General features: G+C 42.5%; 9 protein-coding genes. All 9 read right to left on the bottom strand.

Annotated elements, in window-relative coordinates; genetic code table 11:
- Positions 1-352: 352 nt before the first annotated feature.
- Entirely contained in the window at positions 353-1,513 is a 1,161-nt protein-coding gene (locus KOL94_RS12870) for a Gfo/Idh/MocA family protein (RefSeq protein WP_221566814.1), read from the bottom strand.
- 84 nt (positions 1,514-1,597) lie between these two features.
- Entirely contained in the window at positions 1,598-2,569 is a 972-nt protein-coding gene (locus KOL94_RS12875; protein WP_260412307.1) for a carbohydrate ABC transporter permease, read from the bottom strand.
- Between the two features lie 22 nt (positions 2,570-2,591).
- A complete protein-coding gene (locus KOL94_RS12880) occupies positions 2,592-3,464 on the bottom strand; it encodes a carbohydrate ABC transporter permease (RefSeq protein ID WP_311775137.1) in 873 nt (290 codons plus the stop codon).
- 7 nt (positions 3,465-3,471) lie between these two features.
- A complete protein-coding gene (locus KOL94_RS12885) occupies positions 3,472-5,784 on the bottom strand; it encodes a DUF5696 domain-containing protein (protein ID WP_221566815.1) in 2,313 nt (770 codons plus the stop codon).
- The gene (locus KOL94_RS12890) at positions 5,777-7,837 is read right to left on the bottom strand and encodes a YIP1 family protein (protein WP_221566816.1); all 2,061 of its coding nucleotides are present in this window, start codon (positions 7,835-7,837) and stop codon (positions 5,777-5,779) included. Before KOL94_RS12890 ends, KOL94_RS12885 begins: the two co-directional genes overlap by 8 nt.
- Positions 7,838-7,852: 15 nt before the next feature.
- Positions 7,853-8,734 carry a carbohydrate ABC transporter permease gene (locus tag KOL94_RS12895; protein ID WP_221566817.1) on the bottom strand — a complete coding sequence of 294 codons (882 nt, stop codon included), beginning with the start codon at positions 8,732-8,734 and terminating at the stop codon, positions 7,853-7,855.
- A 389-nt stretch (positions 8,735-9,123) separates the two neighbouring features.
- Positions 9,124-9,996: a carbohydrate ABC transporter permease gene (locus KOL94_RS12900; protein ID WP_260412443.1), complete on the bottom strand. Its 873-nt coding sequence runs from the start codon at positions 9,994-9,996 to the stop codon at positions 9,124-9,126.
- A gap of 52 nt (positions 9,997-10,048) precedes the next feature.
- The gene (locus KOL94_RS12905; RefSeq protein WP_221566818.1) at positions 10,049-13,126 is read right to left on the bottom strand and encodes an extracellular solute-binding protein; all 3,078 of its coding nucleotides are present in this window, start codon (positions 13,124-13,126) and stop codon (positions 10,049-10,051) included.
- Between the two features lie 88 nt (positions 13,127-13,214).
- On the bottom strand, positions 13,215-14,588 hold the full coding sequence (locus KOL94_RS12910; protein WP_221566819.1) for an ABC transporter substrate-binding protein: 1,374 nt from the start codon (positions 14,586-14,588) through the stop codon (positions 13,215-13,217).
- Between the last annotated feature and the right edge of the window lie 271 nt (positions 14,589-14,859).

The raw sequence follows: 14,859 nt of genomic DNA on the forward strand, positions 1-14,859 counted from the left end.
TGTGTATTTAACAGCTTATTTTTATGATTTTGCATTAAATAAGGTCCCTGGTGTCCGTTAGTTTCGTGAAATCATATTGTTTTAGCAAAATAAGGTCTCCTGTGTCCGTTAATCTTTTTTTAAACCGTGTATTCGCATAGATTGTTGTTTTTGGAAATATACTCGCTTTCCGCGGGGCAATCTGCAAGCCTCCTCAGCTCGTTCCTCGCTTGCGGGGTCTCGCTTAGCTTGCTTTTCCCGCTGGAGTCTCGTATATTTCCACTACCAAAAGGTTTCAGCATCTTTCTTTACAACATTCCATTAGCAACAAACTTTTAGAAAACAGCCTTTATTAAAATACAATCTACCGCTTTTAAAATGTCCCCTTCACATCAAGTGTTTTGTCTTCAGCTTTTTCCTCATCATACGTAGACTGATCGATCCGATCCTGCAGCTTTTCAAAGAATTGATCCTCATCGATCGGCAGCTCAACCCATGCATCCGTCCAAGTGGATAAATGCATCGCATTGGACAGTGTCAAACCTTTGATCCCTTCCTCACCTGGGGCGATCAACCGCCGGTCATGAAGAATCGCATCGACCCAATTCCTCATGATCCCTCCATGTCCTGTTTCAATCCCGTGAACCGGAATCTCACATTTCCAATTTTCCGGGAGGCCAAATCCACCTTTCCATTCCTGGTTGAATTGGGTTTCTGGAATCCGGTTCCGCCAGAAAGTGATTTTATTATCTTCAACGATCAGTTTTCCTCGATCCCCATAAATTTCAAACCGATTCGTTTCTGGCGCCATTCCGGTCGAAGTGACAAACAATCCACTCGCTCCGTTTTCGTATTCCACATAAGCCGTAACATCATCTTCCACTTCAACATCACGATACTTTCCAAAATTGCAGAAGGCTCGTACCCGTTTCGGTATCATATTGATCGTCCACTGCCATAAATCCAACTGATGGGGACATTGATTGATCAACACCCCGCCTCCTTCACCTGCCCAGGTAGCCCGCCAGGAACCGGAGTCATAATAGCTCTGGGAACGGTACCAATCAATGACCCAGATTGTCCTTCTGATTTCCCCTAGTTCGCCAGACACGACAAGGTCCCGGACTTTTTGAAATACCGGATTCGTCCGCTGGTTATACATGATGGCAAAGACCTTATCGGCTTGTGCTGCGGCCTCATTCATTGCCCTGACTTGTTTTGTGTATACGCCTGCTGGTTTTTCACAGAGTACATGAAGATCATGTTCAAAAGCCTTCATAGCGATTTCTGAATGTTGGTAATGTGGCGTTGCAATGATCACACCATCAACTCGACCAGAGGTAATCAATTCATCTGGCGTTCGATACACTTCTACATCGTCCCCAAGGTTTTCTCTAGCCCACTTCTGTCTTTCCTCACGAACATCACAAACAGCAGTCAGCTCTGCCCCTTTGATCTGATTATTCAAAATCATAGCGGAATGAGCCGTCCCCATATTTCCGACACCGATGATCCCTACACGAACTTTGTCCATAATATCGCCTCCAACTAAACTTGATCTTGCCTTCTGATTATCACTTGAAACGTTTCAATGACACGCAAAATTTTTTCCTGATGCCTATTCGCCGGTGATCCCTGTTTTATCAAGTACTTCTACAAACCACTTTTGTGCAAACATATAAAGGACCAGGAGCGGGAGAATGACTAGAACTGTTCCAGCAAATTTGATCGATTCATTGATGTCTGCACCCTTTCCTTCAGCCCCGGCTGAGGAGTATAGGGCTTTGAACGAATCATTGAACTCTTTCAACTTCAACGGTAGTGTCGACATGCTGTCCCCTAAATAGAGAGAAGCCGTGTACGTCTCATTCCAGTGCCATACCAATGAAAACAAGAAGACAACGACCAATGCCGGAATCGAGATCGGTAAGATAATCCTGAAAAAGATAGTTAGATAATTTGCTCCATCCAATTGTGCTGATTCATCAAGAACTTGAGGAATCGATTTGAAAAATTGTGTGTAAATCAAGATGAACAACGCGCTCTTGATCCCGCCTGCGAAAATCGCTGGTAAGATGAATGGCAGCGGCGTTCCTAGCATTCCATATTGCTCGAACATGAGGAACATAGGAATCATCACGATCTGTGTTGGGATGATGAAGGTCAGAAGCATCAGGCCAAAGAGAATATTCTTACCAGGAAATTTGAACCTCGCAAACCCGAACCCTACAATCGCACATGAAACCATCTGGGTGACAGCAGGTAAAACAGAATTCAACAACGAGGTCATGAATGTCTTCGGAAACTCGAGAACATTCCAAGCCTTTACAAAGTTATCAAAATACAACTCTTTCGGAATCCAGAGAACTGTGGGATCCAACAAATCTCTCAAACTCTTGAAGCTCTCTGAAACCATATAAAGAATCGGATACAGATAAATGAAACCTACACTGATCAAGAGGGCATAAATGAACGTCTTGAAAACAAGACCATCGTTCCCTTGCATTCCCAGTAATAGTTTCTTCATCCTTGTTCCGACTGTATTCGCTTTTTTTATAATCGTTTTATTTATGGCATAGTCCAGTTTCATTAGGTGTCCACATCCTACTTGGTTAAGATTTTTTGAATTCCAATCTTTCCTTCCTTGTGAACAGGAAAATCGAGATAAGCAATATGATGAAGATGATCATGAAATAGATCCACGATAAGGCCGTTGCATAGCCGAATCCCGTCTCTACCTTGAACATGTTTTCCTTGATCAATACAATCACGTTATTCAACGAATTCGTAGAAAGATCCACTGTGGTATAGATGATATTGACAAGGATAAAAGGCTTGATGCTCGGCAACGTGATCTTCCAAAAGATTTCCCAAGGCGATGCACCGTCGATGGCAGCTGCCTCATAAATCTGTTTATTCACTTTTTGCAATCCAGCCAAGAATATCAATATCTGAACCCCCGAATACCAGAGGATAATGATCAGCTGTTCGATTACATTGATGATTGGTGCCGCCCAGGAAGGACTTAAGTTAGCATCCAAAAAGTCGATGATCCCATATCGTTCGATGATCGGAATCGTTGCAGCCCCCTGCGCAAACAGTTCATTCACAACCTCACCACTCGTGATGATGACGGGAAGGAAAAAGATTGCCCTGAAAAATCCTTTCATCCGGATCGGTTGATTGATCATCAACGCGACTATGAGCGAAAAGACGATGACAATCGGAATCAATAACACGACAGACTTCAAAAACATGATCAACTCTTCTAAAAAATGAGGATCTGATAAAAAAGCGAATTTATAGTTTTCCCATTTTAAAAAGGTCGTCTTAATACCTGATGCTGTCACATACACCTTATTGAAACTCATAAAAAGGGAGTAGAAGAGAGGATACGCCATGAAGAGCACGAATCCAATCAACCATGGCAGGATGAACATGTACCCTGTGAAGTATTCTCTTGTTCTCCGATTGAACGATGGCACTTTCAGCTTAATCCCCTCCCTCGATTAGTTTGAAATCAAGCGCTCCGATCTTGTGATCATTGACTTCCATCTCTTTCGTGTTGTAGTTGACGATGATTTTCACGTGATTGGAATAAGTGACCTCTACAACACCAAGCTCAATGACCTTTCTATCTTCAATCGCAGCGCTCTGGACCTTTTTCAATGCTTTATTAACCAGCTTGTACTGACTGACAACGTCTTCGCTCCAATCTTCATAGGAAGATGTGAAGAGATCCTTGGACGGTGTGTTTTGCAGCTTCCATGATGGTTCATGGGTCAGGTAGAAGGATGGATACGCACCGTATTCAATCATCCTTAACAATTGTTTTTTTGGATCGGCATGATAGTTTGAAAAAGTCGTGTAATAATCAATCAACCCATGCATCACGATTTGAAGGAAAGGTACAGAGTCTGTTTCATAGACGAACCGTGATGAGCTCATAGGGATACTTAAAATTTCATCACTATACTTGAACAAATAGTCATTCGGCTGGTAGAACGACACTCTTTCCAAACTTCCTGATAAAGTGTTGGCCAATTCTGCATATTTCGAAGCCGATTCTTCCCTGGAAAGTCTGCTTTTAGAATAATGGTTTGAATATAGAATCGACCCTGTATCTTCAATGGACACCCCTTCAATTCCCAATTTTTCAAAATGCTTTATATCTTCACTGGCGATTTCCAAAGCTTTCTCAGGGTTCATATAATTGATTTTCAGGTCAGAGAACTTTTCATCTACTAGATTGTTAGAAAACGAATATTCAAGGATTCGGTTGCTGATCCGTCTTACACCATCCACTTGCACATCATAGTTATCCTGATCTCCATATGCCTTTGTATAATTCGTATAAAGATAGAGCGGGATTCCTTTCATCTCCAGGTGTTCCTTCAATTCTTCGAGTCCTTCTCCACCACCTAACTTATCCTCGACGGGGAATTTCGCTGGATTTCCACCAGTCATGCCACCCTTGTTCCACCCGCGGTATACAGCGGTCATTTTATCGACTCCGGATTTCATCAAGTCATCGATGATCATTTTGGCTTGATCGAATGTCGTCATCGAGACGAGCTTTTTCCCGATCAGTCCAGGTTCCATTTCGCCGCCAAGGAACTCTACTCTAACAGGAACATCCTCATCTGAATTCTTATTTTCAGGAACTTTGATCTGCTCATTTTTCTCCAGATAAGCTCGATATGTTTTCGCCATGCCTACATAATCGGAATCCTTTTCTGATAAGAAAACATAACGGATTTCCTTATCTTCATGCAGCCTCTTTTTCTGAAAGGTGTTGATTCCACCCATACTCTTACTCGTAGGCTGGAAATATGGATACCTGACAATGAATCTAGGAGAAAGCCAGTTGAAATCGGTATTGACGCCACTTGGGTAGGCGACGATTTCTGAATTAAATTTACCCTTTTCAATTATCCCGATGAATCCATTTTTCTTTACGCCATGTACCATGCCAAAGACCGGAACCGATATAGACTGGGGCTTTACTTCCCAGTCACCTTCTGTCTCGACTGCCTCATCTTTTCCATAGATTTTCCCAATGTAAGGAGAATCATATTGCGGATGATCGGCTTGATAGCGGATAAGTGCTCCGCTTCCATCAGGTATGAACATATAGCCTGGTATCTCTTCTTTTTTCACTGCTCCCAGAAAAGGGAACAGCTGGACAGAAGCGATCTTTTGCTCTCCATTTTCTTTGAAAGCCTCATCAGGCATACGAACGACCAATGAGTCCTCTTCCAAAACGACTTCAATGGACATGTTCACTTCCAGTTCTTCCAATTTAAAATCAGCTCTGAAACCTTCTTTCGTCTTTTCGAGATGTTCAACCGCACTTTTAAGAGATACATAGCTTCCTGATTTGAGCATTTCATCTTTATTGAAATATTGGACAACCACCGGTGACGTTACGGTGGCCGCCCATTCGTCATTCAACTGGGTATCTTCCAATGCTGAGTCATCAGGCACAGAGCTCCACACGTACCCTGTACGTTTATTTTTAAGCATGATGTTCAAGGTTTGTGGAGAAACGTAAAGTTCGAGATTCTCATTCTCAGCGGCTAATTCGTAGCCCTCTGGAATGTCCTTGACCGGAAGATCCATTTCCATTTCTTTTTCAGGCTGGGTGAAATCGTTCCCTTTGAATTGAAAGGTACTATGAGTGACTTCCTCCCCTTGCTTATCCGGCTGCTTCTTGTTTTCTTCACTGTATCCAATTTGATAGGTTATAAAAATCATCAGGAGGATGCTTCCGAGCATGATGACCATTTTCTTTTTATTAGACACGAAGCTTCACCTCTTGGAAGATAGAGTACATGAAATCAATCACCTGATTGGAGAGACCGAATAATATGAACGAAATGATTCCTAATACAAGCATGCCGGCGACACTGAGAACCATGTTTTTGATCGTCTGCCCGATTTCATAAGAATGGATCTCTTTCACCATCATGAAGAGGAGAAAGGCGCTCCACAGGATGATCGCTTTTTTAGAGAAGTCATAAAGGACAACTTCCATGTTCGTCAGCCCTTTTGACATTAACGTGATAGGGATTGAAAAGATGAGATAAGGGCTCAAGGCATAGACCGTACCAATATAAACATTCTTGAACTTGCCTATTCCATCGTTGATGGTACTGATCAAGTAGTTGCAAATGACCCACGCAAACAATGGGAGATAGACTTTATACAGTTCTGTCGTTATGTTGACCCTATTCGTATCAACGTCGCTGAATAATGCATTCGTTTCAAAAATCGTGAAGATATGCACAATGAAAAGGAACAACAGTAATAACGTGGCAGAGAAGACAGAAGCTCTTTGGTTCGTTCTCAACTCATAATAACCGTCAACTGGATGCCTTAATATTCGGAAGACATGCAACAAGTGTGAGACAATCTCGATATTTTTGAACTTGATCCACAGGTCCACCACCTTGCTTCCATATCCATTTCTTCTGTACAGCCTCTTTACCAGGAAAATCGAGAGTGCCAGAAGAACGATTCCGATCAAAACCCAGGAAACATACTTCATCAACCAGTTCCTTCTGATTTCCCAATAAGCTTCTGAGAGGCTCTCATCGTTCCCGGCAAGCCTGAATTCTTCAAGGGCTTTTTCATAATTCCCTTTCTTGAAGGCTGCCTTTCCGATTCCGTTATGAGCAAGGGAAAACATGCTGTTCCGCTTCAGTACTTCATTCCAATAATGTTCACTTTCCAGATACTTTCCGTCTGAATTAAGGGCGATTGCGTTATGGATCAAACTGGTGAATTCAGTGGGCTTCAAGATTTGAATATTGCTTTGTTTCTTATCTAAAATGAACAATTTACGGTCGGAAGAAACGGCAATTCCAGAAGGTGTTTTAAATAATCCAAGTCTCTGGTGTCCAGTGTTCAGTCCCCCAAAAACGAACAATAGATTTCCATCTGGATCATATTCGAAGATGTATCCATACTTTGAATCCACAGCAAAAATATTCTTATTCTGATCAACGGTTATATCCGCGATGTTATTTGATGCAGATACATCTGGCAGAAGATTTTCACCAGCTACATTCAGTTTCTTGATCGTTTCTGTTTTCAAACCTGCTGTACTGGTATAGATCAGCCCTTCATCATCAACTGCGACATTCGTGGCTGATGGAGGGTATTTCTTCATCAATTGACTATACTGTTTCTCGGTATAAAGCATTTTCTGCATCTGATGAACTAAATCGAAACTTGTACGATTCCCCCCGTAATAACCGAGGAAATCTCCTTCCGGACCAAGCTGAATCAATCCTTGTGTGGATCCATCACCGACTATGTAGACATTCTTCTGTTTATCTATGATGACTTTAGTTGGATTGAAGGGGCTCTTCTTTCCATAGATGACTGAATCCGGTTTTTCATATTCAAAAGCGAGTGATCCATCTTTTTGGAATTTGAAAACCTTCTTTTTTTGATAATCCGCTACATAAATGAAGCCCTTATCATCAACGAAAACTCCTGTAGGTTTTGACAGGACATCTTCCCCGACAATTCGCTGAAAATTTCCGAACGAATCAAAAACGACAACCCTTGAGTTTCCCGTATCCGCTACATAAATCGTGTCGTTTTTATCTATGAAGATATCCTCTGGTTGAAACAAAGGATCACTCTCTCCGGTGAGAGGATCCGATTCGTTGGATTGAATGTCGAATCCATCGATGGTCCCGATCGGCTGGTATGCAGTCTGGGTGTATATCGGGTAGCCATCTTTATCAAATGTATAGGTGATGAAAGGTGCTTCTGCAGATGCCGTCGATGTACCTAAAAGCACAACAGCAACTGTCAAAAGCAATATGATCTTTAGCCGCGCCATTTTTTACCTCCTCTCTTACTTCAATCCTGAATGAGCCATCGTATCGATCACTTTACTTTGCATAATTAAGAAGATGATGAGGTTCGGCAAGAACATTAGTGCAGCAGCGGCTGCCGCCATTCCTTGGCCGGCTACCTGATTGTCGTTCCCCATATTTCCTGCTAACGTACTCATATAGAAAGCGAATGTTTTCAAGCTCTCATTATTCATGTAAATCTCTGATGTTTCTGTATTGTTCCATGCCATTTGGAAGGCAAGTATGGCAACAGTAGCAATTGCTGGTGTAACCATTGGAATGATGATTTTGCGGAAGATATAGAAATTGCTGGCTCCGTCTACTCGAGCCGCTTCAATCAACGCATCCGGAATCTGGTCGATGAATTGTTTGATCAGGAAAAGCCCCACTGGCATAGCCAGGACCGGTAAAATATGTCCGAACATGTTATCTGTCAGACCGATCCTGTCGATAATGAAATATCTAGGGATCGCAACTGCAGCAGGAACGAACATCAAAGCGATGATATTCGCCTCGAAAATCACTTTTTTCAGTTTAAAATCCAATTTCGATAAGGCGAAGCCAGCCATTGCACTGATGAAGACACTGGCAAACACGATTCCGGCTGAAATGATGATGCTGTTGAAGAGGTATCGAGTCATTGGAATGACGGTGACGCTTGTCTCTTTGAATAGATCACCAAAGTTTTGTAATGTCGGCTTTTCGACAAAAAACCTTGGTGGATAGAGAAAGAGTTCATCGATCGGCTTCAGTGCCTGTGAAAATATGAAAATGATTGGCAACGCCATAAAAATTGAAAGCGGTATCAGAAATGCAAAAAACTTCGTCTGACTGAAACTTAATTTACTTGGATCGATTTTGGACCCTTGAAAAGAAGCCATGAAATTTTCCCCTTTTCTTCGTTGGTGATGTTATCTAAGCATGTATTTACCTCGGTTAATTTAATTAGAAATTCAGCGGACGCTCCGTAAGCCTTCTCACTCGTCCTTACTGAAAACAAGTTGCACTAAACCTTTAACGGACACAGGAGGCCTTATTTCTCCAAAACCACTTGATTTTATAAAACTAGCGGACACCAGGGACCTTATTTTGAAAATATCATAGGAAATCAGCTGCTTTGTTCACAGATAACGCCTCTGGTGTCCGTTAAAAATACTGAAACACCGATTTTGTCACAGATAACGTCTCTGGTGTCCGTTAACTGTAAAAAATGTTTATTCTTGCTGACTTGCTTTTCCCGCAGAAGTGTCAGAGGACCATATATTCCGATTTAGTCGTCTCTTTCGCCGAACAGACGCCAGCAGAACCGGGAAACAGCATACACAAATATGAGAAGGACAAGGGATATGGCGGAAGCATAACCCATATCAAAACGAATGAACCCATGGTCTGCAATATGTGTCAGGATCAGTTGCCCCGAATACTGAGGCGTCGGATTCGAGCCCGATAGCTGGACGGCGATATCTCCAGCCTGGAAGGTCTGTACAACTGCCATGACCGCTCCGAACAGCATTTGCGGTTTCATTGATGGAATGGTAATATACCAAATTTCTTGGAACCTGTTTTTCAATCCATCAATATAGGCTGCTTCATAAAGCTCGCGATCTACATTCAAAATTCCTGCAAGCATGGCCAGAAATCCTACACCCATGCTGTTCCAAAGCGATACGAGGATCATGATCGTCATCAAGTGCGCAGGAGATTGCAGCCACTGGATCGGTTCATTGATGAAACCGATCTGGATCAGGATGCTGTTCAAATATCCTGCCCTGTCTCCACTGAACAAAATGAGCCACACGACCGACATGGCGACACCGGCAGTCATTGACGGTGAATAGATCGCCAATGTCAGGATTGTTCTCGGCTTTTTCGGAATCTGAGCCAACAACCATGCCAAAAAGAACGCCAGGACATATCCACCTACACCGACAATCAACGCAAATTGGAATGTATTCGGAAGCACATGCATCATGAATACATTGTCCTGAGTGATCAAATTCACGAAGTTCTTAAGCCCGATGAACGTCGGTGGTTGGATGGTATTGAAATAAGTGAACGCAAAATAAGCAGCAACAATGACAGGTATGACGATGAATAGTGAAAATACGATCAGGAAGGGAGCGACGAACCCAAGAGCGCTCAATTCCTTTTTGAGTCCATCTAACCAAACCGCTTTCCGGCTGAACGTCTTAGTTCTAACGCTGATGTTTTGTTCTGTATTCGTAGCTGGTTTCACCGGCCTCCCCCTTTGACTCGATTTTTTCTATCGATGGCACTTCAAGTTCTTCAACAACTTTTCCATCTTTAATGAAACCGAATTCCTCCAGTTTCTTTCGCATTTCTCTATTGGTTGTGATGACTGCATCTTCCACGGCTTTTCGTTCATTTTCGCCTTCGAAGACAACCTTATTCCATGCATTGCTGATTTCACGCTCAAGCATGTAATCACCAGGAACATGCGGAATGTCTCTCAACCATTTCCATTGGTCTTTGATCACATCTAAATCTTCATCCGGCCAAGGCAGCTCGCTAAGTGCCTCCACATTTGATGTGTTCCAGCGAAACTCTGTGCCGTAGATGGTTTCAATCAAATTGCCGAATTCAGATTGGGTCTCTTTTGAAGTCCACCATTTGATGAACTCCCACGTTTCTTTTTTCTTATCACTGCTGTCGAACATGATGACGCCTTTCCCTGTTCCAGGTGCCCAGCGTACAACCTCTCCATCTTCATTTTTCACACCAGGATAAGGAGCGATGCCCCACCAGCCTTGAAGCTCAGGTGCTGCCGCTGTGATTTTGACGTAATTATCAAAATCAGCGATACCGATCGGCAAGTCACCTTGACGGAAGTGACTGTAGAAATTCGGTACTTGAAGAGGCATACTGTAGATCGTAAACAGACTCGTCATCTGCTTAAAGCCTTTTAAAGCGGCATCACTGCCAATTGCTGTACTCATGCCATCTTCATTAAAAAGCTCACCACCATTCTGGTAGATATAAGGGACCGTTACTTTAGCTTCTTTAAGCCCCCCCAAACCAGCGATCGGTACATAGAAATTCATTCCGAACCGTTGCAGTTTCGGAAGCATTTTCCGGACATCATCCCAGGTGTCAGGAACAGACATGTTGAGTGCTTGCAGAATATCTTTCCTATAGAATAGGACATAAAATTCCTGAGTTTCCGGAAGCGCATAGGTCCCATCATCGTACATGAACGGGAGAAGCGCACCAGGTGAAAAACGTTTCGCCACTTGGTCATAATCCGGGAACTGGCTCAGATCTGCCAGTGCACCACGTACGGATAGTTCAAATGGGAACTTTTGGTTCACACCGAGTGCAAGGTCAGGTGATTCATCGGAAGCATTTGCAAGAATCAGTTTTTCCTCAGAGGGCATCAAGCTTAAATTCACCTTGATTCCGGTTTCCTTAGTGAAATCCTCATTGGCCATTTGCTGCATCAACATTACATATTGACGAGGTCTGTTCACCCAGATCTCGATTGATTCTTCATCACTCGAACTTACTTGATTGTAGTCTTTTGTAAACGAGGAAAAGAAATTGACAGCCATGGAACCGGCTTTTTGCAACAGATTCGCTTTCGCACCAGGCAAATTCTTATCCGAATAGACATAAAACTTATCGAACTGTAAAGGTTGGTTAGGCAGTAATAAAAGAAGGTCTCCAAGTTTCTGTGTCACGGACCCTGAGCTTTGGGAAAGTTCTTTGAAGCGTACTGGTATTTCACCAGGTTTATTTGCGATATCTTCCATTTGCTTTGCACTGATAATCAGATTCCTCGCTTGATCGGGTTTGTTGTCACTCAATTTTTCTAGGTATTCATATCTGTCCCTTAGCTCTCCAGCAAGCTCATTCAGTCGAGGGACAATGTCAGGAATCTGTTCTTCGATGTCCCAATCCCGATAGAGGTCATTGGATTTTCCGGTTGCCATCTGGATTTCCAGTGATAGATCGTTTACTTCTTTCATTACATCTTTTATCGTGCTGATGACTGGTTGATAAGGGGATGGGTTTGATACAAGCGTTAGCTCGTGCTCCCCTTTCTCAAGGAAAAATTGATACGGCCTGCCGTTTGCATCTGAAAGGGTTTCGTTTTTCCATTCCGTCGTGTACTCGAATGGATACTTCAGCATTTCGTTGAAAGGTATTTCGCCATCGATTTTAATTGTCCGATAGACAGGGACATTCACATTGAAATATTGATTGTACTTGAACCCTAGCTGATAGAACCCTGTTTCATCGACTTTTATCTTCCATGTGACAGCTTGTCCTCCAGCTTTCCACGTGTCTCCTCCAAAAGCATTGAGAGATAGCTTGCTGCCACGGTTTGGTGTCACATTCGGTTCACCGTTGGATAGAGCCCTTATGGAAGAATCAGATTTAGAGTATGGATGTTCAGCTTCAATTTCGAGTAGACCCTTTGTTTGTTTCCCGTCCTCATGTTTTTGTAAGTACTCTTTATATGAAGGGTGCTTTTCAGGAGACTTGACGGTTACGTCACCCAATAGCATCGGCTCACGGATATTCAACAGCGAAATCGTGTTTTCCCCTTTTTTAAGATGAAACATTAGAGGCTGGTCGAATAAGTAACTCGCATCCATGAAAGGCCGAGATTGCCAGGTATGGATTTCTTCCTGTTTCGGATACACCTGGTTCCCGAGCTTATCTTCTTCAAATTTATTGACGGTGTCCTTCCATAACCTTGGAAGCACAATTCTTCTTGATTCATAGTATTGGAAATCACCATTTACTTTGATTCCGCGTTCAATCGGTATGATTTTACCTGGTAAGGCGAAGTAATCTACTTCAATTTCATAAAGACCTTCCTTAGGTACGTTGATGGATAATTGCAATTCCTTCGTTTTTTCTTCCCAGCGGAAAACAGTTCCGTCGTATTCGTCATGGCTGATGAGTTCCACTTCTTTATTGGGACTAGTAAACTCTTCTGGTTCAATGACTTTCTCAAACCCTTTGGTAGCTTTAATGTCTTTTTTGTCCCATTCTATTAATTTATCTTTGTATTCAGCTTCAATAACTCTTGTTTCAAAGTTCTCTGTCTTGTCTTTTTTCTTGTTATCATCCTTGGACTTATCGGAATCCTTCTTGTCTTTGTCGAATAGATCGTCTAATAAGTCCCCGGTATCTGATTTTTTGTCCGTGTTCGCATAACTGACATGCGATGATTGATTCAGAAATGATCCAGTAGATAAGATCAACAATCCGATCAGCAGGATGGTTATTGTTTTTCTGCGCATAGGATTTCTCCTTTTCGAAGCGGGGTCTGAGTGAAATAGAATTGGATGGGGAGATACTTGGCCCCATCCATATGTTCTGCGTGGTCTATCATTCTTTTATTGCTTTATCCAATTCCTCTGTAGCTTTTTCATAGGTTGCATTGGCTTTTTGATCCATTTCTGCTCCCACATCACTAGGGTTCGCTTCACCTTTATCGAACTTTTCATTCATACTCCCAATGATATTGAGGGCTTCCGTATACCCAGGATGAGCTTTAAGAGGATCGACGGTGCCATCAGGGATCAGTTGGATGATCTCTTTCATTTCTTCAGGTACGGCTTCGTCGCTTAAGTACGCATCCCAGATTTCTTCATCATTGATGAGTGGAATACTTCTTGCTACAGGGACTCCTGCATCTTTACGGTCGAACCAGCCTTCCTTAGAGAAAGTCAGCCATTTTAAAAATTCATAGGAAGCTTCCTTATGCTTTGAATTCTTCGAGATACCGACATAATCGGCAACCAATGGTACTCGGTAGCCATCAACGCCTGGAACCGGGAGGACTGTCCAATTGAATTTGTTGTTATCTGTATTGCCCTTCAGTCCCCATGTCCCATCATAGCGGATTCCGATTTTCCCAAGCGTCCATGGGTCCTTGTCCTTTCCGTACCACTTATCTCTTTCTTCTTGGGTATAAACGGATGGACTGACTTTATCCTCATTCCATAGCGTATTGATATAATTCTGTGAATCTACATAAGCTGCTGAACTGAAATTATATTGTTCGCCATCCCATGTACCCCATTCTAGTGAATTATCAAATTGAACAGGCAGTACTTCACGGTATGCTCTAGGATTCAAAAAGCCGAATTGTTGATTATTATAGTCTGTCAACTGAACGGATGCCTTCCTTAAATCATCTAGCGTCCAGCTGCTGTCAGGTACAGGAACATTTTCTTTTTCAAACAAGTCTGTATTAAGGAGCATTACGATAGCATGCATTGAATGAGGCATTGCGTATTGATGACCATCATAATTTGCAGTTTTGAGAACACTTTCAAAGGTATTCTCAGGATTGTAGTCTTCATCTTTTTCTAAGTAAGGGGTTAAGTCTTCCAACCACCCATTTGTTATAGCGGTCGGTACGCCGAATGTCCAGAAAACATCCGGAAGTTTTCCTGCTGCAGCTGCTGCTGAGAGCTTTTCGTTCCATGGCCATCCAAGAGACTTATCCTTCTTTACATCAATGTTTGGATGTGTTTCTTCGAATGCTTTGATGACCTGATCAACCTCTTTATCTTCCTGCCATGTTCCATAGGTAATGGTTATCTTTTCACCTGAATCAGATGCCTTTTCTTCAGATTCTGAATCTTTATTTTTCGATTCTGAGCTTGCTCCTTGATTGTTAGAACAACCTGCCAGACCTGCAGTAAGAATTAGCAAAACGACTAGTAAACATTGAAATAACGGTTTTACCCTCAATCTAATCCCTCACTTTGTGTTTTTTCAAAAGGCACTGTGATTCTATATTGTCGTTTCCGCGGCCTTCACTCCCTCCTCGGGCGAACCTTTGCCTGGCTCGCTTTTCCTCCAGGTGTGCCGCAAATTTCGCTAAAAGAGTAAGCTAATCAATATTACGTCAACAGAGCCTTTCATAACTAAACTGGTGCTATCAAACTTGGAAAATAGTAAAAACGATCATTCCCCCTTCCAGCCTGTTAATTTGCCTATAAACTTGACTGACACATACATT

It is taken from the genome of Alkalihalobacillus sp. TS-13, assembly GCF_019720915.1.
Taxonomy (GTDB): Bacteria; Bacillota; Bacilli; order Bacillales; family Fictibacillaceae; genus Pseudalkalibacillus.